The sequence below is a fragment of the Hydrogenophaga crassostreae genome (assembly GCF_001761385.1).
GTDB classification, from domain to species: domain Bacteria; phylum Pseudomonadota; class Gammaproteobacteria; order Burkholderiales; family Burkholderiaceae_C; genus Hydrogenophaga; species Hydrogenophaga crassostreae.
On the sequence record NZ_CP017476.1, the window covers coordinates 4776346 to 4799336 of the forward strand.

At 64.7% G+C, this 22991-nt stretch carries 23 protein-coding genes; 6 read left to right on the forward strand and 17 right to left on the reverse strand.

The genetic code is table 11. The annotated features are described in order from the left end of the window. Positions 1 to 6 precede the first annotated feature (6 nt). The 6 genes from LPB072_RS22180 to LPB072_RS22205 all read right to left on the reverse strand — a co-directional run bounded on the left by LPB072_RS22180 (position 7) and on the right by LPB072_RS22205 (position 5267). Positions 7 to 2520: a cation-translocating P-type ATPase gene (locus tag LPB072_RS22180; RefSeq protein ID WP_066096295.1), complete on the reverse strand. Its 2514-nt coding sequence runs from the start codon at positions 2518 to 2520 to the stop codon at positions 7 to 9. Between the two features lie 127 nt (positions 2521 to 2647). After that, the gene (locus LPB072_RS22185) at positions 2648 to 2812 is read right to left on the reverse strand and encodes a rubredoxin (RefSeq protein ID WP_066096298.1); all 165 of its coding nucleotides are present in this window, start codon (positions 2810 to 2812) and stop codon (positions 2648 to 2650) included. Positions 2813 to 2851: 39 nt separating this feature from the next. Then, positions 2852 to 3619 (reverse strand): cytochrome b/b6 domain-containing protein, encoded by a 768-nt coding sequence (locus LPB072_RS22190; protein WP_082877173.1) that lies wholly within the window; start codon positions 3617 to 3619, stop codon positions 2852 to 2854. Positions 3620 to 3636: 17 nt separating this feature from the next. Further along, on the reverse strand, positions 3637 to 4095 hold the full coding sequence (locus tag LPB072_RS22195; protein ID WP_096349135.1) for a diheme cytochrome c: 459 nt from the start codon (positions 4093 to 4095) through the stop codon (positions 3637 to 3639). Positions 4096 to 4220: 125 nt separating this feature from the next. Next, the gene (locus LPB072_RS22200; RefSeq protein ID WP_231943347.1) at positions 4221 to 4661 is read right to left on the reverse strand and encodes a DUF1924 domain-containing protein; all 441 of its coding nucleotides are present in this window, start codon (positions 4659 to 4661) and stop codon (positions 4221 to 4223) included. 51 nt (positions 4662 to 4712) lie between these two features. Then, positions 4713 to 5267: a cyclic nucleotide-binding domain-containing protein gene (locus LPB072_RS22205; RefSeq protein WP_157559385.1), complete on the reverse strand. Its 555-nt coding sequence runs from the start codon at positions 5265 to 5267 to the stop codon at positions 4713 to 4715. A gap of 130 nt (positions 5268 to 5397) precedes the next feature. Here LPB072_RS22205 and LPB072_RS22210 point away from each other — a divergent pair, with 130 nt between their 5' ends. From LPB072_RS22210 to LPB072_RS22220, 3 genes are read left to right on the forward strand one after another with little or no spacing between them, the layout of a single operon-like run. Next, entirely contained in the window at positions 5398 to 5733 is a 336-nt protein-coding gene (locus LPB072_RS22210) for a PepSY domain-containing protein (protein ID WP_066096307.1), read from the forward strand. Positions 5734 to 5743: 10 nt separating this feature from the next. Further along, on the forward strand, positions 5744 to 6406 hold the full coding sequence (locus LPB072_RS22215) for a response regulator transcription factor (RefSeq protein ID WP_066096938.1): 663 nt from the start codon (positions 5744 to 5746) through the stop codon (positions 6404 to 6406). Beyond that, positions 6403 to 7830: an ATP-binding protein gene (locus LPB072_RS22220; RefSeq protein WP_066096310.1), complete on the forward strand. Its 1428-nt coding sequence runs from the start codon at positions 6403 to 6405 to the stop codon at positions 7828 to 7830. The genes LPB072_RS22215 and LPB072_RS22220 overlap by 4 nt, the downstream gene beginning before the upstream one ends. Positions 7831 to 7836: 6 nt before the next feature. Here LPB072_RS22220 and LPB072_RS22225 read toward each other — a convergent pair whose 3' ends face one another. From LPB072_RS22225 to LPB072_RS22235, 3 genes are all read right to left on the reverse strand, one after another. Next, positions 7837 to 9534, reverse strand: a complete 1698-nt coding sequence (locus tag LPB072_RS22225; protein WP_066096313.1) for a phosphoethanolamine transferase — start codon at positions 9532 to 9534, stop codon at positions 7837 to 7839. A 131-nt stretch (positions 9535 to 9665) separates the two neighbouring features. Continuing rightward, complete coding sequence (locus LPB072_RS22230) at positions 9666 to 11003, reverse strand: sensor histidine kinase (RefSeq protein ID WP_157559386.1); 1338 nt, start codon at positions 11001 to 11003, stop codon at positions 9666 to 9668. Between the two features lie 20 nt (positions 11004 to 11023). Continuing rightward, the gene (locus tag LPB072_RS22235) at positions 11024 to 11749 is read right to left on the reverse strand and encodes a response regulator (RefSeq protein WP_066096319.1); all 726 of its coding nucleotides are present in this window, start codon (positions 11747 to 11749) and stop codon (positions 11024 to 11026) included. Positions 11750 to 11845: 96 nt separating this feature from the next. On the opposite strand from LPB072_RS22235, the gene LPB072_RS22240 reads away from it, so the two are divergent. Next, positions 11846 to 12598: a phosphatase PAP2 family protein gene (locus tag LPB072_RS22240; protein WP_082877175.1), complete on the forward strand. Its 753-nt coding sequence runs from the start codon at positions 11846 to 11848 to the stop codon at positions 12596 to 12598. On the opposite strand, the gene LPB072_RS22245 is transcribed toward LPB072_RS22240, so the two are convergent. From LPB072_RS22245 to def, 8 genes are all read right to left on the reverse strand, one after another. Further along, positions 12580 to 13593 (reverse strand): NAD-dependent epimerase/dehydratase family protein, encoded by a 1014-nt coding sequence (locus LPB072_RS22245; protein WP_066096325.1) that lies wholly within the window; start codon positions 13591 to 13593, stop codon positions 12580 to 12582. The two genes, LPB072_RS22240 and LPB072_RS22245, sit on opposite strands and share 19 nt — an antisense overlap. After that, positions 13590 to 15329 carry an ArnT family glycosyltransferase gene (locus LPB072_RS22250; protein WP_082877176.1) on the reverse strand — a complete coding sequence of 580 codons (1740 nt, stop codon included), beginning with the start codon at positions 15327 to 15329 and terminating at the stop codon, positions 13590 to 13592. Before LPB072_RS22250 ends, LPB072_RS22245 begins: the two co-directional genes overlap by 4 nt. Continuing rightward, positions 15301 to 15996, reverse strand: a complete 696-nt coding sequence (locus LPB072_RS22255; protein WP_066096333.1) for a TVP38/TMEM64 family protein — start codon at positions 15994 to 15996, stop codon at positions 15301 to 15303. The genes LPB072_RS22250 and LPB072_RS22255 overlap by 29 nt, the downstream gene beginning before the upstream one ends. Next, positions 15980 to 16777 (reverse strand): glycosyltransferase family 2 protein, encoded by a 798-nt coding sequence (locus LPB072_RS22260; RefSeq protein ID WP_197508880.1) that lies wholly within the window; start codon positions 16775 to 16777, stop codon positions 15980 to 15982. Before LPB072_RS22260 ends, LPB072_RS22255 begins: the two co-directional genes overlap by 17 nt. A gap of 141 nt (positions 16778 to 16918) precedes the next feature. Continuing rightward, entirely contained in the window at positions 16919 to 17254 is a 336-nt protein-coding gene (locus LPB072_RS22265) for an AzlD domain-containing protein (RefSeq protein WP_066096336.1), read from the reverse strand. Then, positions 17247 to 17990, reverse strand: coding sequence for an AzlC family ABC transporter permease (locus LPB072_RS22270; RefSeq protein WP_066096339.1), 744 nt, complete (start codon positions 17988 to 17990; stop codon positions 17247 to 17249). Before LPB072_RS22270 ends, LPB072_RS22265 begins: the two co-directional genes overlap by 8 nt. Then, positions 17990 to 18964 carry a methionyl-tRNA formyltransferase gene (gene fmt, locus LPB072_RS22275; protein WP_066096341.1) on the reverse strand — a complete coding sequence of 325 codons (975 nt, stop codon included), beginning with the start codon at positions 18962 to 18964 and terminating at the stop codon, positions 17990 to 17992. The genes LPB072_RS22270 and fmt overlap by 1 nt, the downstream gene beginning before the upstream one ends. A 41-nt stretch (positions 18965 to 19005) precedes the next feature. Then, complete coding sequence (def, locus tag LPB072_RS22280; protein ID WP_066096344.1) at positions 19006 to 19527, reverse strand: peptide deformylase; 522 nt, start codon at positions 19525 to 19527, stop codon at positions 19006 to 19008. A 258-nt stretch (positions 19528 to 19785) separates the two neighbouring features. Between def and LPB072_RS24015 the strand changes: the two genes are divergently transcribed. Beyond that, positions 19786 to 21141 carry a LysM peptidoglycan-binding domain-containing protein gene (locus LPB072_RS24015; protein ID WP_082877177.1) on the forward strand — a complete coding sequence of 452 codons (1356 nt, stop codon included), beginning with the start codon at positions 19786 to 19788 and terminating at the stop codon, positions 21139 to 21141. A 6-nt stretch (positions 21142 to 21147) separates the two neighbouring features. After that, entirely contained in the window at positions 21148 to 22254 is a 1107-nt protein-coding gene (gene dprA, locus LPB072_RS22290; RefSeq protein ID WP_066096349.1) for a DNA-processing protein DprA, read from the forward strand. The last annotated feature ends 737 nt before the right edge of the window (positions 22255 to 22991 follow it).

Below are 22991 nucleotides of genomic sequence, written 5' to 3' on the forward strand. Positions count from 1 at the left end.
CACCAACTACCTTGATCGACCCCCCGCCTGCAAGCGCCCCACCAGCCATTTGCTGCCTTGAAAGGGCAGCAGCAGGCTCCCGCCGACCGCCAACGTCAACAGCCATTGCGTCAGGGCCAGCGGCTCGAATCCAAACGGCGCGGACAGCAAGGGCAGGCTGGTGATCGCCAGCAAGGCGAGCAAAGTGGCACCCAGCACCCAGCCACTGACGGCCGTCAGCCCAACCCACAAAACGCGCCAGCCCTGACGGCTGGAGCGGCTGGGCAGGATCAGCACCGCGTTGCCCAGCACCAGCACCGCGAAAGCCACCGCGCTCGCCTGACTGGCGGCCACGCCCTGGTCCAGCAGCCCGGCATACAGCCCGACCACCGCTGCCGTCACCAGCCCGCCCTGCAACAGGCTGAGGGCCACATGGGCAACCGACAACAAGGGCTCTGCGGTGCTGCGCGGCGGGCGCTCCATCAGATCGGCGTCGCCTTCCTCAGCCTCGAACACCAGCGAACACGCGGGGTCGATCACCAGCTCCAGAAAGGCGATGTGCAACGGCGCCAGCACCAGCGGCAAGCCAAAGAGCACGGGCAACAGCGCCAGCCCGATGATGGGCACGTGCACCGCCAGCGTGTAGACCATGGCCTGGCGCAGGTTGGCGAAGGTGCGCCGGCCGCGGTGAATAGCCTGCACGATGGACGAAAAGTCGTCTTGCAACAGCACCAGCGAGGCCGCTTCGCGCGCCACATCGGTGCCGCGCTGGCCCATGGCGATACCGATGTGGGCGGTCTTGAGCGCGGGCGCATCATTCACGCCGTCACCCGTCATGGCCACCACCTCACCCTGCGCTTTCAAGGCCTCCACGAGCGCCAGCTTTTGCTGCGGTTTGACGCGCGCAAAGATGTTGACGGCGGCCACGCGCCGCGCCAGCGTGGCCGCGTCCATGGCGGCGATGTCGTCGCCGGTCGCGACGCCATCGCTCTCGATGCCAGCCTGCCGGGCAATGGCGGCGGCGGTGCGCGGATGGTCCCCGGTGATCATCACCACGCGGATGCCGGCACGCCGGCATTGCGCCACGACCTCGGGCACTTCGGGCCGCAGCGGATCGGCCAGGCCCACCAGCCCGACCCACTCAAAATCGAAATCGTGCTGAATCTCGGGCCAATCGCGCTCAGCGCGGTGCCGCGCCTTGGCCACGCCGAGCACCCGCAAGCCGCGGTCGGCCATGGCAGCGGCCTGCGCGGCCACTTGTTCGCGCTGGGCATCCGGCAAATGGCAGAGATCGGCCACCGCCTCGGGCGCGCCCTTGGCGGCGACCACATCCTGGGCCTTGCCACTGTCGCGCCAGAGATGGCTCATGGCCAGCAACTCGGGCGAGAGTTCGTACTCGCGCGCCAGCGTCCATTGGGGGTGCAGGTGCTCGGTGTTTTCCAGTTGCGTGCCCGCCAGACGGTGAAAGGCTTTCTCCATCGGGTCATGCGGCTCGATTTCGCTGGCCAGCACGGCGTATTCGATCAGTTCATGAAAGGGCTCCGGCAGGCTGTCGGGCGACAACGCCTGGGTGTCAAGCGTCTGCCCGGCCGCGCTGAGCGCCGCCACGGCCATGCGGTTTTGCGTCAGGGTGCCGGTCTTGTCGACGCACAGCACCGAGGTCTGCCCCAGGGTTTCGATCGCGTTGAGGCGCCGCGTCAGCACCTGTTGCACGGCCATGCGGCGCGCGGCCAGCGCCAGGAAGACGATCATGATCACCGGCAACTCCTGCGGCAAGATGCCCATGGCCAGGGTGATGCCCGCCAGCACCGCCTCCAGCCAGCCCCCGCGCAGCAACCAGAACAGCCCGGACAGCAGCACGCACAGCGCCACGCCGATCACCACCAGTCGGCGCGTGAGCCGCGCCATTTCTTCGCGCAGCGGCGAGGCTTGCAAACCAATCGTCTGCAGCGATTGGCCGATACGCCCGAGCTCGGTGTGGCGCCCGATGGCTGTCACGCGCACCATGCCTTGACCACTGACCACCATGGTGCCGGCAAACACCTGGCCCGCCGGCAGTTGCTTGGGCACCGCCTCGGACTCGCCGGTCAGCATCGATTCATCGGTCGCGAGTTCGTGCGCCTGCAGCAACAAGCCATCGGCCGGTACGCGGTCGCCCTCGGCCAGCAGCAACACATCCCCGCGCACCACCTCGCGCCCCGGGATGCGCAGCGTTTCGCCACCGCGCAGAACCAGCGCGCGCGGGCTGGAGAGATCGCGCAGGGCTTCCAGGGCGTTGTCGGTGCGGCGCTCCTGCAAGACGGTGATGGCCATGATGATGACCACAAAGCCCAGCAAAATCATGGCCTCATGGGCGTCACCCATGGCGAGGTAGATCGACCCCGCGCCCATCAGCAGCAGGAACATGGGCTCGCGCACCACATCCCCGGCCATGTTGAGCACCGTGCGGCGCTGGCTCACGCCCAGCTCGTTCGGCCCTTCGTCTCGCAGGCGCTGCGCGGCGATGGCGGGGTCCAGTCCGGCCGGGGCATCCGGGTTCATGGGCGGGCGGTAAAGTGAGAGCGCATCCGGCGCTTATACCGCCGCCTGAGGTGCATCGGATAGCATTTGCGTCAAATCCTTGCGCGATGGCCCTTCAATGCCCACCAGTGCCAGCGAAGGCACGACCTCAGATCGCGCTCATCACAAAATCCGCCTTGCCCACACCGCATTCCGGGCAGCGCCAGTCGGCGGGCACATCGGCCCAGCGAGTACCGGGCGCAATGCCCTCGTCAGGCCAGCCGGCGGCTTCGTCGTAGACGACACCGCAGACCACACACATGTAAACATTCATGGCTTGCTCCTGGCAAGGGATTTCAAACAGCGGAGCGCGTCAATCGTCATGGTCATCACGCCCCTGATGGTCAAGGGATGCCCCGCTGAAAGCGCCTGTGGGAATCAGTCCATTGGGCGATTGTTGCCATTCCCAGGCGCCGTAGGCGAACACCGCGATCAGCAACAAGGCCGCGAGCCAGACCCTGTTTTTCTTCACCAGATCGGGGCCGGGGCCGGCCACGCGGCCCGTCAGCATCGGCAAAGCCTGGTTCTTGCGGCGCAGCAGACTCTGGCCTGCCACCAGGGCAATGTGGACCAGCACCACGAACAGGATCGCTTCGCCAAAAAATTCGTGCAGCTCGCCCAGCCAATCGCCCCCCAGCACATCGCCCCAATCGTTGAAGGTGGCGTAGCCCGTCAGCGTCAGCGGCACGACCATGGCCAGCAGCGCCACCACCGCCAGCGCCATCACCAGGTTTTGCCCCTGGCGCCAATTGATGGCCGATATCGCCCTGGCGTTCCTGAAAGAGGCCAGCCAGGCGGGCGCACCGGCGAGCTTGCGCCACAACAGGCCCAGGCCAGACTGGCGCGGACCCAAAAGACCGTAGAGCACGCGGAACGCCAGCAGGCCGGCCATGGTGTAGCCCAGCGTCACATGCAGCATGCGCCAGCGCTCGCCGTCGGCGGTGAGGTAGGCGCCGAGAAAGCTCAGGGCAAAGAGCCAGTGGAACATGCGTGTGGGCGCGTCGGTGACCAGGCGGCTGGGGGCGCTGGGCGTGCGGGAGACGACGTCAGCGCTGGCGGCGAGGGAGGGGTGGGCTTGCATGCAAGTGTCTCCTGGTATCAGTCCATGAAGGCCAGGCGAAAGCGCAGCGGCAGCCCGGCGGGGAACTGGAGGTTGTCGTCATCGAAACGGCCTTTGTCGGCCCCGGTGTGGCAGGCGGCGCAGTTGGCCGCGCTCTTGACGCTGGCCAGTTTCCAGACCGCCGGATCGTCGACCTTGCGGTGCTTGCGTTCGAACCAGGCCGAGCGCGTGATGCGGTCTTGCGGGGGCTCTTCGGCCACGCGCTTGTAGGTGCCGGCGTTGGCCTGCAGCCAGCCGCTGAGCGCTTTCACGGTGGCGGGGTCGAGCGAGGCATCGGAGCCGTAGTGTTGGTCCAGACCAGACATGATGCGGGCCCAGGAGCGTGCTGGCAGCAAGCCCGGCGCGTAGCCGGTGTGGCAGGCGGCGCACTCGGCGGTGTAGGCCGGCGGAATGCTGGACGGCATCATGCGCCCGCCATCGGCGTGGGCGGCACCCATCGCGAACAGGCTGAGGGCAAAGGCACAGGCACGGGCGTTCCGGCGCAAAGCGGTCGGGTTGTTGGGCAAGGTGTTCATGGTGGTTTCCGGATGAAGCGTTGGGAGGCGCGTGAGACCCGAAGGCCTTACTTCAGACTGTTCAGATAGGCCAGCACATCGGCCTTCTCGCCGGCGCTGCATTCGCGGCTGAGCACGTCGTTGCAATTGCGGCGAAACCATTTGTCGACCTTGGCGGTGTCGGTGAAAGCCTTGGGGTTGAAAGCGGGCGCCAAAGGGGAAATGGATTTGCCGGTGTTGGCGTGTTTGCCCTGAGCGGTGGGCGGCGTGCCGTGGCAGGAGGCGCAAGACCATTCGGCGCCATGCCGGGTGTTGAAGAAGGTTTGGCCGCGCTGGGCATTGCCGGGGCTGCCCGCCTGCGTGCTCCAGTGCTGGAGTTGGGCGGCGGGCGAGGTATCAGCGGCGAGCGCGGTGGCGGGCCATTGCGCAGCGATCAGCAGGGCCAGCGCAAGGCCGGCAACACAAGGGGGTTTCTTGCGGGGGTTCATGGAGAGGGACTTTCTGAACATGGGGGCTTGGGGTTGGTGAGGGGTTGGTTGGGCAAGGCCGTCATCGCACCCTCAGGCCAGGGCAGGCTGCGGACTTCTCGGCGCCCGTTCGCGCTGGCGCGGCTGCAAGCGCACCAGCACACGGCACACGGTCTCGGGCACGGCATCCACCAACGTGGCCATGTCGCGCAGGACCGGCATCGCCACGGAGGCGCCCTGACGCGCGCCGCCCGTGGCCAGGCGGATCAGCGTCAGCAGGTGGCGGATGCGCCGCTCCACAGGACCCGAACGCAGGGCCATCAGATGCATGCTCCAACGCTGCTGCTGCGCGACCAGCCGGCCGAGCAGGCTTTCGCGACTCAGGCGGTCGACCTGGGGCACCGTGCGCAAACGGCTGGGCAACAAGGCCGTTGCCTGGGTGCCTTCGTCGAGACCGCAGGCACGGGGCAGGTTCAGCCAGTCACCGGGCAGGGCCAGGTGCCAGGCGGCTTCGCCCGGAGCTTGCGCACCCTTGACCAGCAACATGCCTTGTTCGACTTGCCACATGGGCGCCTGGGGGTCGACCAGCGTCGACAAAGCCTGGCCGCGCGCCAGCATGAGGCAATCGGCGGGAAGTGTGGGGTTCATGTCGGGCTCCAGAAACGGGGTTGCGGTCAGTGTTGAGGTGGTCTGGGACCGATGCTGCGCCCGGGCACCTGTACGCGGTCTGAAGCGCGCGTTCATCCCGCGTTCAGAAAGCCTGGGGGACAATCACCGCATGTACTTGCTGCCACCCCGCTCTGTGCGTTGCCTGACCGTTGCCATGTCGGCGGTGCTCGCACTGCTGTCCAGCCAGGGCACGGCGCAGGCGAGCAGCCGCGACGACCATGAGCGCGCCCACAGCGCGGTGCAGGCGGGCGAGGTCATGCCGCTGGAACAGGTGCTCGAACGGGTTGCCAGAGATCAACCTGGACAGGTTCTGAAAATCGAGCTGGAGCGCGAAGACGGCTTGTGGATCTACGAAGTCAAAGTGCTGCGCGCCGATGGCCAGTTGGTCAAACTCCTGCTGGACGCGCGCACCGCCGATGTGCTGCGCAAGCGCCGAAGCCACTGAGCGCCCAGCCATGCGCATCCTGCTGGTCGAAGACGAACCCACCTTGCGCGCGCAACTGCGCCAGGGTTTGCAAGACGCTGGCTATGCCGTGGACGAAACCGACAACGGTCGCGACGCGCATTACCTGGGCGACACCGAAGCCTTTGACGCCGTGGTGCTTGATCTGGGCTTGCCGATGCTGGACGGCTTGTCGGTGCTCAAGCGCTGGCGCGATGACGGGCGCGCCATGCCCGTGCTGATCCTGACGGCGCGCGACAACTGGAGCGAAAAGGTGGCAGGCATCGACGCCGGTGCCGACGACTACCTCACCAAACCGTTTCACATGGAAGAGCTGCTGGCGCGCCTGCGCGCGCTCATCCGGCGCGCCAACGGCCAGGCTTCGCCGGTGCTTCAATGCGGAGCGCTGGCGCTGGACACGCGCAGCGGCCGCGTCACGCTTGCCGGCCAACCCATCGCGCTGACCAGCCACGAATACAAGGTGCTCGATTACCTGATGCACCGCCCCGGCACCGTGGTCTCGCGCAGCGAACTCACCGAGCACATTTACGCACAGGACTTTGACCGCGACTCCAACACCATCGAGGTGTTTGTTGGCCGCCTGCGCAAGAAGCTGCCGTCCGATCTGATCGAAACCGTGCGCGGCATGGGCTACCGGTTGACCGCGCCTGCATGACATCGCCCGAAGACAAGCCTGCTGAGCCTGCCCGGCCCCCGCGCCACTGGGCGCACTCGCTGCGTCTTCGCCTGCTCGCGGCCACGCTGGTGGCGCTGGCTTTGGCGCTGTTGCTCTCGGGCTGGATCCTCAGCGGCCTGTTCAAAGAACATGTGATGCGCCAGTTCGAGGTGACGCTCACCCAGCAGCTCGACCAGCTTACAGCGCAGCTGGACTTCGATGTCCAGGGCCAACCACTGATCGACCCGGCAACGCTGTCGGACCCGCGTTGGCAAAAGCCCTATTCGGGCCTTTACTGGCAGATCGACAAAGTCAGTCCGAACCAGCAAACCCGGGCCGGGGTACTGCGCTCGCGATCGCTGTGGGACACGCAATTGACGCTGACCGCCGATGCGCTGGATGACGGCGCACTCCATGTGCACCACGGCAACGGCCCCCAGGGCGCCAGCGTGATGATGATCGAGCGCACCGTTCGCAGCGCCGACAGCCCGGACGCCCGCTGGCGGCTGGTCGTTGCCTCGGACTCACAGCCCACGCTGGCAGCCATCGCGAGCTTCAACCAGACGCTGGCACTGGCCCTGGGCGCCTTGGCGCTGCTGCTGGCCCTGGCCGCCCTGGCGCAGGTGGCCATTGGCCTGGCGCCGTTGCGCAAGATGCAGACCGCTCTTCAGGCGGTTCGCGAAGGCAGGCGCTCGCGGCTGCAAGGCGCGTTTCCGCTGGAAATGCAGCCGCTGATCGACGACTTCAATGGCGTGCTGGACCGCAACGCCGAAGTGGTCGCGCGGGCGCGAACGCAGGCGGGCAATCTGGCGCATGCGCTCAAGACACCGCTGGCCGTGCTGGGCCAGGCGGCCGAACAATCGCAGGCACGACCGGCGCCAGAATTGGCAGCGCTGGTGAGCGAGCAAGTCGAGACAGCCCGGCGCCACATCGACTGGCACCTGGCCCGTGCCCGCGTGGCCGCCTCCACCCGCCTGCCCGGCCTGCGCACGCCGGTGGCCCCGGTGATCGCCGGACTGCTGCGTGTGATGCAGCGCGTGAACGCGGCGCGGGAATTGAGCTTCACCACCCACGACACGCATGCCGACCTCGCCTTTGCCGGCGAGGCGCAAGACCTGCAGGAAATGCTGGGCAACCTGCTGGAGAACGCCGCGCAATGGGCCAGGGCAGCGGTGCAAGTGCACGTGGAGCGCGTTGCCGACCGGCTGGTCATCCAGGTCGAAGACGACGGTCCCGGCATTGCTTTGGCGCAACGCGAGACCGCTTTGTCGCGTGGCGGGCGGCTCGACGAACGGGCCCCTGGCAGCGGTTTGGGCCTGGCCATCGTGGCCGATCTGGCGCAGCTCTATGGCGGCAGCATCGCGCTGGAAACCAGCGCACTGGGCGGCTTGCGCGTCTGTCTCAAGCTGCCTGCGGCAGCGTGATGACGCTCACTTCGCACAGGGCCTGAACGCGTCCAGCCCGGGTTGATAGACCTGGGTTTTCACATCCATCAGGCCCAGCACCGTGTGGAACAGGTTGTCGTGGGAAACCGGCTCGGCCGAGCGCTGCTTCAGGCAGCCCGTGGCAACCCCTGAGCGGGTTTGCAGGCCAGGCGAAAGCCAGCCCACCATGGGCACATGGGTTTGTTGTTCGGGTGCGAACGCGTAAGGAACGCCGTGCAGGTAGAGGCCTTTTTCGCCCAGCGATTCGCCGTGGTCCGACATGTAGATCAGACCGGTGTCGTTGGTGCCCTGCTCGGCGCGCGCCTTCAGCCATTGCAACGCGCTGTCGAGGAACGCATCGGTCTGGGCGATGGTGTTGTCGTAGGCATTGACCAGTTGCTCGGGCGGGCAGTCCGACAAGGTTGCGCTGGCGCACTCGGGTTGAAACGGCCGCATATCGGGTGGGCGGCGCTTGAAATACGCGGGGCCATGGCTGCCCATCTGGTGCATCACCAGCACCACGCCCCTGGCGCGGCGCGCTGGATCGAGCGCCTCGATGCGGGCATCCAGACCGTCAATCATCACCGTGTCCGCGCATTCGCCACCGCCACACAGACCGGGCAACGCCAGGGCGTGCGTGTCAACGTTGGGGATACGGTCACAAACACCTTTGCAACCCGACTGGTTGTCCACCCAGAGCACGGCCAGGCCAGCGCGCTGCAACACGTCCAACAGGTTTTCTTCATGGGCTGGCTGGTCGCCACCCTCCTCGCGGGTCAGGGGCGAAAACATGCAGGGCAACGACACCTGGGTATTGGTGCCGCAAGAGGTTGCGGCGCTGAAATTCACCAGGCTGCCCTGGGTTTCCCACTGCGCCAGCCTGGGCGTGGTGGGCCGTGGGTAGCCATTGAGCTGCCAGTTCTGCGCCCGCGCGGTTTCACCCGCTACCAGCATCAACAATGGGCCGCGCGTTTGTGCCGCATAGCTGGCACCCAGCTGCGCGTCCTCCCCTGTTTTTTTCAATACACGCGCTTCGCGTGGAATTTGTTGCGCGATCAGAATGCCCGAGGCGTAGGCGCTGTTGAGCGGGTTGATCATGTAGCGCACCCCCTTCTGGTTGCGCATCAGGGACGACAGCCCCTGGTAGCCCGCCAGAACCGATGCCACCACCACGGCCAGTCCCACCAGAATGCCCACGCCATTGCGCCCCAGATGCGCCCAAATCGAGTGTTGCGCCATGGGCTTGCGCCAGATCCACCACAAGGCAGGGCCCGCCACCAGCAACACGCTGACCACCAGGCGCCATGACAGCAAATCGCGCACCTCGTGGGCATCGGTGTGCATCACGTTGGCCATCATGGTCGAATCGATCACCGCCTGGAACTGCCACATGAAGTAGCTGTTGAACGCGGTCACCAGAACCAGAACCGAGGCCAGCAAACGGTAGATGCGGGGCCAGTGCAGCAAGCTCAGCATCGCCGCGGTGCCGCCGAACACCATCAGGCCCATGGCCGCCAGCAACACGCCGCGCTGGGCAAGGCTTTGTTCCAGCCCCAGCAATTTCTGCCACAACGGCAAATTGCCCACCGTGGCGATCCACAGGGCGAGGCCCCACACCGCCAGCCAGGCGGAACCTGAGGATCGGTGGGTATCTGAAAGATCGGTTGTAGCGACGGCGGAGCGTGGGGAAGCAGGCGAAAACATCTTGAAAAAGGAGACGCCAGCACACACCGGCCGAGAGAGCTTAGACAGCCGACGTTATCTGATCCTTAAGGCTGCAAAAACCGCAGCACGTGGCTGTCGGTGAGCCTACGGCAGATGGCTCACCGCCAGCCTTACGCGCGGCCCGCGCCACGCTGGCCAATGGGCCACCGCAGCGTGAAACGGGTGCCCATGGGTGCCACGCCTTGATCGCGAAGCAAGGTCGCGCCCATTTCCTCGGCGATGCGCTCCACCAACCGCAGGCCCAGACCCATTCCCCCCCGATCGGCTGACGCCCCGGCGGTCTGGCGCTGCTGGCCATCGTCTGACACCGATACCCGGATCTCGCTGGCGGTCTGTTCAACCTCAACACCCACCTGGGTGTGGGGTGGCGTGTGTTGCAGCGCGTTGTCGATCAGATTGCGCAAAGCCAGCTCCAGCAGCAGAGGCGCCACAGCCAGCGTCACCGGTGTGTCGGGCCGCGAGAGCGACAGCTCGTGTTCGGTATCGTGGGCCTTTTGGGCATGGCTTGAAACCAGTTGCAGCGCCACCTCGCCCACGTCGACAGAAGCCAACGCCTGCCCCGCATGACGGCCGCTGGCTCCCGCACGCTGGGCGCGCGCGAGATCGAGCAGTTGCGCCAGAATGCGCCCCGCGCGCAAAGACTCATGCTCAAGCTGGGTCAGGCGCTCGGGCGTGGGGTTGGCCTGCGCCGCGCTGGCCAGCAAGGTCATGGCTGCCAAAGGCGTGCGCAATTCGTGGGCCACGTCCGAGGCAAAGTCCCGCTCCCGCTGGGCCTGTTTTTGAAGGCTGTCCACCAGTGTATTGATGGCCAGGACAGTGCTGTTGAATTCACGAAACCGGTGCTCGGCATCCATGCGCTGACCCGAAAACCCATCGAGCGCAGCCACCTCGCTGGAGAGCTGATCCAAAGGTCGCAAACCCCGCCGAATCGCCCACCACAGCAACAACGTTACCAACGGGAAAATGAGCAAGGCCGGCTGGGCAACGTGTTCGGCGATGTCTTTGCCCAGCTCGCTGCGCTTTTGCATGTCCATCAAGACCACCACACGCCGCTGATGGCCGTTTTGCTGCAGGGCCACGGTGTACAGCCGCCGCTCACCCGTGCTTTGCGGTGTTTGATAGGGCACGCTGGCAAATCCGTGCACCGGAATATTGGCGAGGTTCAGGCCCGGGGCCATCTGGTGGCTGTCGATCACCAGCTGGCCGTCTTGCCAGTCCATCACCGCCACATCTTGCAGGTACTCATGCTGGAACCCGTCAAGCAAGGCCGGGTCGACGACCGCCTGCGATGCGGGCACTGTCTGCAGCCACAATCGCGCCACCGACACCAGCTGGCCGTCGGAGAATTTGCGGGACTCCCGCAGGCCGGTGCCCCAGGCCACGGCGAGCAGCGTCAACCAGACCACCAGGACGGCGCCCAGCGTCCAGCGCAACAAATAGCGCTGCAAGGTGGGTTGCCCGGCGAATCTCACAGCGAGGGACCCCGGGCAGCAGGCGCAGTGGCCGCAACGGACTCGCGGGGAATGAAATACCCCACACCGCGCACCGTCTTGATCAGCGACTCGCCCAGCTTGCGCCGCAGGTGATGCACATGCACCTCGATGGCATTGCTTTCCAGCGATTCGCCAAAACCATACAGCGCCGACTCCAGGCGCGACTTCGACAACACCTGGGGCATTGCCTGGAACAGCGCCAGCAGCAAGGCAAATTCCTTGGCGCCGAGCACCACACTTTCCCCCGCACGCTCCACCGTATGGGCCGCCGGATCGATCACCAGATCGCCATGCTGAATCACCGGGCTGCTGCGCCCGCCCGCGCGGCGCAGCATGGCCCGCAGGCGGGCCAGCAGTTCGTTGGGATCAAAGGGCTTGACGATGTAGTCATCGGCGCCGCTGTCCAGTCCGCCGATGCGGTCGCTCACGCCATCGCGCGCCGTCATGATCAGCACAGGCATATCGTTGCGAGGCAAGGCGCCCGCCCGGCTGGCGTTGCGCCGAACGCGCGCCAGCAAATCGAGCCCGTCGCCATCGGGCAAACCCAGGTCCAGCAACATCACGTCAAACGGCTCCACCACCAGCGCACCCCACGCCTGATCCAGCGTGGCGCAAACGTCGACCGCGTAGCCCGCGCGCCGCAAAGAGTCGCTGAGGCCACCGGCAATGCCCGGATCGTCTTCCACCACAAGTGCACGCATGGGTTCAACAGGGGCACAGGCCCCATCAAAGTCAAAACGCCCATTATCCCGGCGCTGGTTAAGGTTGCCTTAAAGTGCCGCCCCTAATCTGGCGGCATGGAACTCTCGCTCCCCCTATCTGCCTCACACTTTCGCGTTTCAGCTGGCGTGAGGTCCCTGGTGTCCGCATGGCTGATGCTGCTCGCGGCGACGGTGGGCTGGGACCTGCTCGGTCTCGACATGGCCGTGATGCTGCATATCGGCACCCCGACCGGGTTTCCATTGCAAGACAACTGGTGGTTATCCACCGTCCTGCACGACAAGCTCAGGCTGGTGGCCCAGTTGCTGTTTGTGGTGATGCTGGTCTGGGCCAGTTGGCCCATGCGCACCGGCGGGCTGCCCAGGCGAGAGCGCTGGTTGCTGGTTGGGCTGGTGGTGGCCTCACTGCTGGTGGTGAACCTGATCAAGCTCAACAGCCGCACCAGTTGCCCATGGGACCTGCATGCCTTTGGGGGCGACGCGCGCTATGTGTCGCACTGGCTGTTGAACGTGGGCGATGGCGGCGGCGGCCGCTGCTTTCCGGGAGGCCACGCTTCCAGCGCTTTCGCCTTCTTCGCGCTGTGCCTGCCCTGGCTGTGCCCACCCTCAGGATCACAGCGCAGCCGGGCTCCGGGCTGGCGCTGGCTGTTTTTGGTGCTGACCGTCGGCTTGGTGGCCGGCGTCACGCAAACCCTGCGCGGTGCACACCACCCGAGTCACACCCTGTGGACGCTGGTGATCTGCATGGGCATTTCGATCGTTGGCTGGGCGATAGGCCAGCGCTGGCTGCAGGCCAGACCCCAGGCATCAGCTCAGGCCGGCAAGCCGTAGTAACCGCGGTACCAATCCACAAAACGCTGCACGCCGACGCGCAAGTCGGTATGCGGCCGCAAGCCGTAGCCCGCCTCCAGCGCGGTCGTATCGGCCCAGGTTTTGGGTACATCGCCGGGCTGCATGGGCAAGAGATTTTTCACCGCTGGCACACCGGTGGCCGCTTCGATGCACTCGATGAACTGGAGCAAGGGCACCGGGCCGTTGTTGCCCACGTTGATGACTTTGTGTGGTGCGCTGTCGGTGGTTTTCTCTGGCGGTTTCTTCAGCACGCCCACGACAGCAGCGACCACGTCGTCCACATAGGTGAAATCGCGCAGCATGTCGCCGTGGTTGTAAACGTCGATGGCCTGGCCATCGATCACGGCGCGCACAAACTTGAAAATCGCCATATCGGGCCGGCCCCATGGGCCATACACCGTGAAGAAGCGCAAGCCCGTCGCGGGAATGCCGTAGAGGTGGCTGTAGCTGTGGGCCATCAGCTCGTTGGCTTTTTTGCTCGCAGCGTAAAGCGAAATCGGGTGGTCGGTGTTGAGCGTTTCGGTCAGCGGCATCTGCGTGGCCGCGCCGTACACCGAGCTTGAAGACGCGTAGACCAGGTGCTTCACGCCGTTGTGTCGGCAGCCCTCCAGCACGGTCAACATGCCCGCCAGATTGCTGTCGAGGTAAGCCATCGGGTTTTCCACCGAATAGCGCACGCCCGCTTGCGCCGCCAGATGCACCACGCCGTCGTACTTTCCGACGGCGAACGCGGTTGCCATGGCCTCCCGGTCGGCCAGATCGATCTGGTGAAACACAAATCCCGCCCGCTCACGCAGCAAAGCCAGGCGAGCCCGCTTGAGCTCCGGCTCGTAATACAGGTTCATGTTGTCCAGCCCCTCCACCTCGAAACCGAGGTCGAGCAGGCGGTTGCACAAATGGAACCCGATGAACCCGGCGGCGCCCGTGACGAGCAGCTTGCGCAGCACAGGGGCGGTGGTCAAAGCCTCGCTCATGGCAGAACACCCTGGGTATCGGGTTGGTAGACGAAGCGCTTGTCGCGCAGCGGCGCCTCGCATTCGGGTTGAAGCGACGCCGCCCCGAGCAACACCCACTCCCGGCGGTGTGCCTCCCCAAGCGACACCCCGTGGGCGAAGTCAAAACAGGTCACCTCGGCGTCGGTGGGTGTGAGCACGAAACGGTTGGGGGCCTCTTTCACCCACAACCACGCCCGGCGCTCCTGCTCCTGGACTTTCGAGAGGTAGCTGAAGTGGGTCAGCTGGCGCTGGCTGAACAGCAGAAACTGCTCCTTGAACTTCAACAAACCCAACTCGGCGCCTGCGGGCAGATGGTCTTCCACATCGGCCATGATTTGTTGCGGCGTGCGGTGGGGATCGACGCGCGGCCAGGCCACCAGCGATACAAACACCCAGATCGCCAGGCTGTTCACCGCCAGGCGCACAAACAGGTCACGCCGGCGCAGCGCCACGAGCAACACCAGCAGCACCACGCCCAGCCCCACCAGCGGCAGGCCCAGCGTATCGAGCAGGTCACCGTATTCCTGAAGGCGCGCGGACAGCTTGTGTGGCGCCCACTGAATCACGGCGCCCAGCGCTGTGATCGCCAGCGCCGTCAGGGCCAGCACCCAGGGCAATACAGCAGCCAGTACCCGCGCCGGTTTGCTCTCGCGCGCCGAGTTCCACAACACCGCCATGACCAGCGCCAGCATCGGCAGCGCCGGGAAAATGTAGACCTCGCGCTTGCCCTTGCTGATGGAGAAAAAAACCACCACCAGAGCCACCCAGACCAGCAAGACCCGCAGCTTGGCATCGTTTCTCAACAGCGCAGCCAGGGGCTTGATCATGGCCAGGGCAATGAAGGGCAGGGGGAACCAGACCAGCGGCATGGCCTGGGTCAGAAAGTAGTGCCAGGGCTTGATGTGGCCCCAGGCGTTGGCGTAGCGTTCGGCGGTCTGGCGAAACAGGATGTTGTTGCGGTAGGCCAGCAAATCATCGGTGCCCTGGGCGTTCACTTGCCAGAGCATCGGACCCAGCCAGCAAGCCACCGTGAGCAGCAACACCAGCAAGCCCGCCAGCGCCCGCCAGCGCCAGACCTTGTCTTCGTCATTGACCGCCGCCGGGTTCTTCACCCACAGGGCCAAAGGCAACAACATCAACAACGGCAGGAACCCCACACCCTTGGTCATGATGCCCAGGCCCATGGCGACCCAGCTCACGAAATACCAGCGCCAATGAGGGCCGGTGATGAAGTGGCGCACCAGGCCGTAACAGCCCAGCGTGATCCAGAACGTGACCAGTGCGTCGATTTGCGCGGCTTTGCCCTGAAGCAGGAATTGCGGCGTGAACGCCAGAATCAACACCGCCCAGAAGGCCACCTGCTGATTCCACAACCGCTTGCCGAGGTCGTGCACCAGCAGCAGCGTGCCCACCGCCGCAAAAACGCTGGGCAGCAGAAACGACACCTTCAGGTGGCCAATCAACGCAAAAAATGCCGCGCTGATCCACATGAATACGGGCGGTTTGTCGGGGTAAAACTCACCCCCGCGTGTGGGAAACAGCCATTGCCCGCTCTCCACCATTTCGCGCGCGATCTGCGCAAAACGCGGCTCATCGGCCGGCCAGGGGTAGCGCAGGCCCACCCCCAGAAACAACACCACCATCAACGCCACCAGCCACCAGAAAGTGGCACGGCGCGCATCAAAATCAGACAACGGGTTGTTGGGCATCGTCATTCGCGTGTTCAATCTTGTAGCGGCGCAGCCGCTGTTTGAAACCATGGTGGTAGAGGTAGAGGCCCAGCGCGGTGGAGCACACCAGCAGGCCCAGACTGATCCAGAGCTTGGAGCCATCGTGCAGCGCGAAACCCGCGCCCGCAAAACTGAAGATCATCATCTGCGGCAAGTAACCCGGCAGGCTGCCGAGAAACACCGAGCTCAACCGCAGATCCGACAAAGCTGCCGCGATGTTGGTCACCAGGTTGCTGCCCACCGGCATCAGGCGGATCACACACACCCAGATCCAGGTGTCTTCGGCCAGCACGGCCTTGATCAAGGCAATCTTGCGCTCATAGCGTTTGCGCACCCAGACCAGGCTCAGGCGCTGTACCGCAAACATGGTGAGCAAAGCGCCCAAGCCTGTGAGCAGGGTACCAATCAGCGCACCATTCAGTCCACCGAACAAGATACCGCAGCTCAATGCCAACACCTGGCGCGGGCCACCCAGGGCGGTGTAAACCACCGAACCCACAATGAAGACGGGCCAGGCGACGGTCCAGTGCTGCGCAAACAGGCGCTGCAGCAACACATCTTCGGTGACAGGGCCCCACCAGCCCAGATGAATCGAGAAAAATGCCAGGCCCAGAGCGAGCGCAAGCAGCAGCGGCTTAAGCAGGCTTTTCATGGTCGGCGGGCGCCACTTGCTGGTGCCCTGCAATCACGGGTCGCTTGGCACGGCGCGCCAGCCAGGCCACACCCGCCATGTCGACCAGACCCACCCACAGGCGGTTCCAGGCGGTGTACTTCGAAACCCCCACGCTGCGTGCGCGGTGGTTCACAGGCACCACACGGATCGTGCCGCCGATGCGGCAGACCAGCGCAGGAATGAAGCGGTGCATATGGTCAAAGTAAGGCAATACCGCCCATGTCTGTTTGGGGATGAGCTTCAACCCACAGCCCGAATCTGGCACCTGATCGTTCAGGAGGCGCTGGCGAACGCCATTGGCAATGCGCGACTGGAATTTTTTCCATTCCGTGTCCTGGCGGTTCTTGCGGTAGCCGGCAATGCAGAAATGTTCGGTCGACGGTGCAATTTCTTGCGCAGCGCGCAAAAGTTCGGGAATGTCGGCCGGGTCGTTTTGGCCGTCACCATCGATGGTCACGAGAAAGCGGCCCTGCGCATGGCGCGCAGCGGTGGCCACCGCCGTGCTCTGGCCCACGCTGGCCTGGTGCTGTATCAACTGCCCCTGGGCGCCCAGGTCTTTGCACGCCTGCACGAATTCGGCGGCGGTGCCGTCGGTGCTGCCGTCGTCCACCAGAACCACTTCAAAGCGACAGACCGGCGACAAGGCCGCCGCGACCTCGCCCACCAGCGTGCCGATGTTGCCCGCCTCGTTCTTGGCAGGAATCAACACCGAAATCAAAGGCGCAACGGGATCGGGGGTAACAGCGTGGGTGGTGGTCATGTTGGCATCAAAAAGATCGCCCAAGGCAGGCGCCTTCGAGGCACAAAACCCCGGAGTCTGGCGCCCCGAGCTTAAGGCCACCTGAGCGTGGCACGCCTCGGAGCGAGCCCGGTATTGTCCCATTCCTCAAGCGCCACCCCTTCACCAGCCCAGCCCCAGGTGCAGCGGCAGGTAGACCGCCATGCCGACAATGATGGTTCCCAACACGCCTCGTTGCCAGTAAAACCAGGCCAGACCGGCGACCGTCGCATACACGCGAGCGTCCGACCAGGGGGTCACCAGCGCGCCCTGAGCCATGACAACCTCGGGAATCACCACCGCAGCCAGCGCGGCAATTGGCGCGTAGTTCAGCCCCCGCTGGGCCCAGCGCGGCAAGGTCCACGGTCGACTGGAGATGAAAAACAGGCTGCGCGTCAGCACGCTCACCACCCCCAGCGCAAGGATGGTGATCAGGGTGCGCAGGTCCAGATCAAACACGGTGTGCTCCAGAGGGGCCGCGCGGCGCGCGCACCGATTCGATCACCAGGCATACAGCGACCGCACTGGCGATCGCCACCACAATGTTGAGCTTCAAAGGCAATGCCCATGCCGCCACGGCAGCGGTCCCTGCCACCCCCACCGAGACCACGCGCAGGCCCGACGTTGCCATAGAGGCGAGCACACCCACCAGAGCAAGAATGCCGGCAAAACCCAGGCCCCAGGCCGGGGGAATGGCGTTTGACAAGGCGATGCCCAACAGGCTGGCGCCCATCCAGGCCACGTAGTTGATGGCGCAGTTGCCCATCATGTAAGCCTGCTGGCTGAGCCGTTCCTGATCCGTCACACCGGGCACCGGGAAACGCCGGGTGAAAAACACATAGGTCAGATCGACCATCACATAGCCGCTGACCAGGCGCTGCCAAAGCGGCAGGTGCATCATGTAAGGCCGCAGGTGGGCCGAGAACACAACAAAACGCAGGTTGACACAGAATGCAGCCGCCACAATCACCCACACCGGCGCGCCACCAATGAGCATGGGCACAGCGGCCAGTTGTGCGCTGCCGGCGAAGACGATCAGCGTCATCAACACCGCCTCCAATACCGACAGCCCCGACGTCACCATCGCCACACCGGTCATCAGGCCCCAGGCGGCTATGCCCATGGAAACGTTGCTCTGGTCCCGCACGCCTTCCCAGAACTCGGGCTGACGCCGTATTTCCTTCTGGAAAAACATCAGCGGGGCTCTCGCGATGGGGCAGCGGTAAACACCTGCCCCACCTGAACGCGCATGCCACGCAGGAAATCCGCCACAGGCAACCGCTTGCCACCGGCCCGCTGCAACTCGGTCAGGCACAACACGCCGTCACCCGTGCAAACATGGATACCAAGGCTGTCCACCCCCAATACCTCGCCCGCGGCGCCCGCGCCGCCGGGTTCGACATGGGCAGCCCAGATCTTGACGGCCTCGCCATCCAGCATGCCTGCGGCACCCGGTGCCGGGTTGAATGCCCGCACCCTGCGTGCGATGTCCGCCGCAGGGTCGCTCCATTGAACAGCGGCCTCGGCTTTGTCAATCTTGTGGGCGTAGGTCACGCCGGCCTCAGGCTGGGCCTCGGCGGTCAAGCCACCACAGGCCGCCAGTTCCAAAGCCTCGACAATCAAACGCCCGCCAAGATCTGCCAGCTTGTCGTGCAACACGCCCGTGGTGTCTTCGGGGCCGATCGCCCAGGCTTCGCGCAACAACATGGCGCCCGTGTCCAGACCCGCGTCCATCTGCATGATCGTCACACCCGTCTGTGCATCGCCCGCTTCAATAGCCCGGTGGATCGGCGCAGCACCGCGCCAGCGCGGCAACAGCGACGCATGGATATTCAGACAGCCTTTGGCCGGTGCATCCAGCACCCACTGCGGCAGGATCAGCCCATAGGCGGCAACGACCATCACCTCGGCCCCGGCTTGCCGAATCGCCTCCTGCGCGGCAGCGGCCTCTTCAGGGAACTTCCCATCCAGGCGAAGGCTCCGCGGCTGAGCCACGGGCATGTTGTGGGCCACAGCGTATTGCTTGACGGGCGAGGCTTGCAGCTTCATACCCCGTCCAGCGGGCCGGTCAGGCTGGCTGAGCACCAACGCCACTTCAAATCCGGCCCGATGCAAGCGCTCCAGCGCCACCCGGGCGAATTCCGGCGTACCGGCAAAGATGATTTTCATGAAAGGGTGCGGCAGAGAGCGGTGCGTTGAATTCGTTTCACTCAATCCCGCTCGGCTTCGCGCTGGGCCTTGATCATTTTGCTTTTGATGCGGTTGCGCTTGAGAGGCGACAGGTACTCCACGAAGACCTTGCCCAACAGGTGATCCATTTCATGTTGAATGCACACAGCCAACATGTCTTCTGCCTCGATCACCCGCGATTGACCGGTTTCGTCCAACGCTCGAACCCTCACCGCAACCGATCGCTCCACCCCGTCATAAATGCCCGGCACCGACAGGCAACCCTCTTCGCCCTTGCGGGTTTCCGGGCTGGCCCATTCGATTTCAGGGTTGATCAGAACGATCCGCTGATCACGGGTTTCGCTGACGTCAATCACCACCAGCCGCTCGTGCACATCAACCTGCGTCGCGGCCAGACCGATGCCGCTGGCTTCGTACATGGTGGCGAACATGCGCTCGATCAGTTCCTGAACCCGGGCATCCACAGCCGCCACTGGGCGGGCCACAGTATTCAGCCTGGGATCAGGAAAGCAAAGAATGGGAAGCAACTCGGGCGAATTCATGGCGAAGAAAGAATGGTAAAAACGAAGCGACCAACCCGTGGCCAATGCGCATTTCTGCTCAGTGGCAATGACATGCACACGGGTTTGTCGCTATTTTCGCCACTTTTGCGCCCGCCTGCCTGCCTGATTTGCCATAAACATTGCCTAATCAAGGGCTTGGGCGCAAAATCAAATGCGAATTATCAAGTCAAAAAGCACCCTGCCACCCGCATGGCCCGAGCGGCTGCGTGAGTGATGGTGTGCCCCAGGGGCCCGTACATGCCATTGAACCTTATCTCGTCCACCCGTTCCTCGATCTCACTGCGTTCCTTGACGGGCGGTGCTTTGCTGCTCGGCCTGCTGGCCAGCAGCAGTGTTTGGGCACAAACCTACCCCATTACCGAGGGCCAGCGCGCTCGGGCCAGCGCCGTCGCGCAAGCCGGGGTGCCCCTGTCTGAGCTGGCGGCCAATGCGCCTTCGAGCTACAAAGTCGTTCGTGGTGACACGCTCTGGCGCATTTCTGGGCTGTTCCTGAAAAGCCCCTGGCGCTGGCCAGAGCTCTGGGGCATGAACCTTGAAGAAATCAAGAACCCCCACCGCATCTACCCTGGCCAGGAGCTGTTCCTCGACATCAGCAACGGCCGTGCCCGCCTGACGACCAGCCGGCCTGGTGGCATTGAAACCATCCGGGTCTCGCCGCGCACCCGCTCGGAGAGCGTGTCTGAGTCCGCGATCCCGCCGGTCGATATGCAGCAAATTGAAGCCTTCCTGGCCGAGCCGCTGATCGTGGACGAAAAGACCTACGTGCGAGCACCCCGCATCGTGGCCACCCCTGAAAACCGCGTCTTGCTGAGCGTGGGCGATCGCGCCTATGCCCGGTCAACCTATGGCTCGTCCGTGGACGGCCTGATCGAGCCACTGAGCACCGCCCCTGGCAAGCCTCGCAAATACCGCGTGTTCCGCGACGCCACGGCGTTGAAAGACCCGAGCACCGGCGAGGTGTTGGCCTATGAAGCCCAATACATCGGCAAAGCCAATATCGTGCGCAGCGAAGAAATGCGCCAGATCGAAAAGGCGCCAGAGCCAGCCGAAACGATGAAGGCGCCGGCACGTGAAGACGTGTACAAAGCGCAATTCGACAACACCAGCAGCAATGTCGAGCGCGTGCAAGTCAAGGAAGCCGCACCGAGCAAGGCCAGCGAAGCGCCAGGTCAGGAACTGATTCCTGCTTCTCTCGACATCACTGCCGCAAAAGAAGAGATTCGTGTAGGCGACCGTTTGCTGCCCGAGCCACCGCGCGAATTCTCCAATTACGTCCCAGCGGCAGCGCCCGCCGACATGAGTGGTCAGATCGTTTCGGTCTATGGCGACGCTGTGCATTACGCCGCCCAGAACCAGGTGGTCTCCATCAACCGCGGCGCATCACAGGGCATCACCAACGGACAGGTGTTTGCACTGCTGCGCGACTCCAACACCATCGTTGACAAGACCGACGAAAGCCGCCCAACCATTCGCCTGCCAGGCGAACGCAACGGCCTGATGATGGTTTTCCGCACCTTTGACCGGGTGTCCTACGCGGTGGTCTTGCAGATCAGCGATGGCGTCAAGGTGGGTGACCGCTTCGTCAGTCCCTGACGGCGCATGGCCAGAGATGAACTGGCCGCCTGGCTAAGGCTGACGCTCACGCCTGGCGTGGGCAACGAGGCAGCCCGCAAGCTGCTCGCGGCCTTTGGGCTGCCAGGCGCTGTATTCGGTCAGTCGCCATCGGCCTTGCGTGCCGTGGTTGGCGAGCGCTTGGCCACCGCCTTGCAGATCACCCCCGATTCACTGGACGCAGAAGTTGACAAGCTTGGGCTGTGGCTCGCGCCCCCCGACCACCATCTGCTGACCATCGGTGACGCCGCCTTCCCCCCGGCCTTGCTGCAAATGGCCGATCCCCCGCTGTTGCTGTACGTGGTGGGGCAACTGGAAGCGCTGGGGCGCCCCAACAAAATCGCCATCGTGGGGAGCCGAAACCCCACCCCCCAGGGACACATCAACGCCCGTCAATTTGCGGCCGCCCTCGGTGAGTCAGGGCTTTGCATTGTGTCGGGCCTTGCACTGGGTGTTGACGGCGCCGCCCATGAAGGCGCGCTGGACGTCGACGCGCCGACCATTGCCGTGGTGGGCACCGGGCTCGACAGGGTCTACCCCAAACGCCATCACGATCTGGCCCACCGCATCACCGAGCGAGGCGCCATCGTGAGCGAATATGCGCTTGGCACACCACCGCTGCCAGCGCACTTCCCTCAACGCAACCGCATCATTGCAGGCCTCTGCCAGGGCACACTGGTGATCGAAGCTGCTGTGGCCTCAGGCTCCCTGATCACCGCCCGCCTCGCCACAGAAATGGGGCGCGAAGTGTTCGCCATCCCTGGATCGATCCACGCACCCCAGGCGCGCGGCTGTCACGCGCTCATCAGGCAAGGGGCCAAGCTGGTGGAATCGGCCCAGGATGTGCTCGAAGACCTGCAGTGGGACAGCGGCCCCGTTCATCGCGGCCATCCAGCGCCCGGTAAAGATGAACAGCCCGCCAAAGAAAGCAGCCTGCTCACCGCCCTGGGCCACGACCCCGTCAGCCTCGATGCCCTGCAAGCCCGCACCGGCCTACCCACCCCAGACCTCCAGGCCCAGCTGCTGGAACTCGAACTCAACGGCCAAGCAGCCCGCCTGCCCGGCAGCCTGTTCCAGCGCCTGAACCAAGGCTAGGGATGCTCTGCATAACCCGCGTCGTGCGCGGGGGGCCGACAAATTGCATGGCTTTTGTAGGCCGGGTTTCGGCCCGGTGGCCGAGGTACTTTCTTTTGCTCCGCCAAAAGCAAGTACCCAAAGAAAAGGCGAGCCGAAGTCCGGGCCGCTACGCGGTGCCTTGCGCTGCTCGCATCGAACGGGCTCGGGCTGAACTCGCTTCGCTCAGACAACGCCCTCCCTGATCCGTTCGCTGCTGTGCTGCTCAGCCCGGCCACACGGCAGGTGGAGAAAATGCGGATTCAAGGCACGCATGCCTCCGGAGCGCGAGCCTTAAATCCAGATCGCTGTCGATCTGGATTTGCCCGTCGGCCAGCGTTGCCCCTTGGGGGGGGTGACGGCGATGCCAGCGCGGGGGGGCTATTCACCTAGTTGCCTTTGTAGGCCGGGTCTCGGCCCGGCGGCCGAGGTACTTTTCTTTGCTTCGCCAAAGAAACGTACCCAAAAGAAAGGCGAGCCGAAGTCCAGGCCGCTTCGCGGTGCCATTCGCTGCTGCGCTGCTCAGCCCGGCCACACGGCAAGTGGAGAAAATGCGGATTCAGGGAAGCCATGCTTCCGGAGCACGTGCCCTACACCCAGAACGCCGTCGATCTGGCTTTGCCAGTCGGCCAGCGTTGCCCCTTGAGGGGCGGAGCTGCACACGCAGTGAGCAGCGATGGGGGGAGCCTAGTTCGTGCCGTCGATCTGGCTTTACCAGT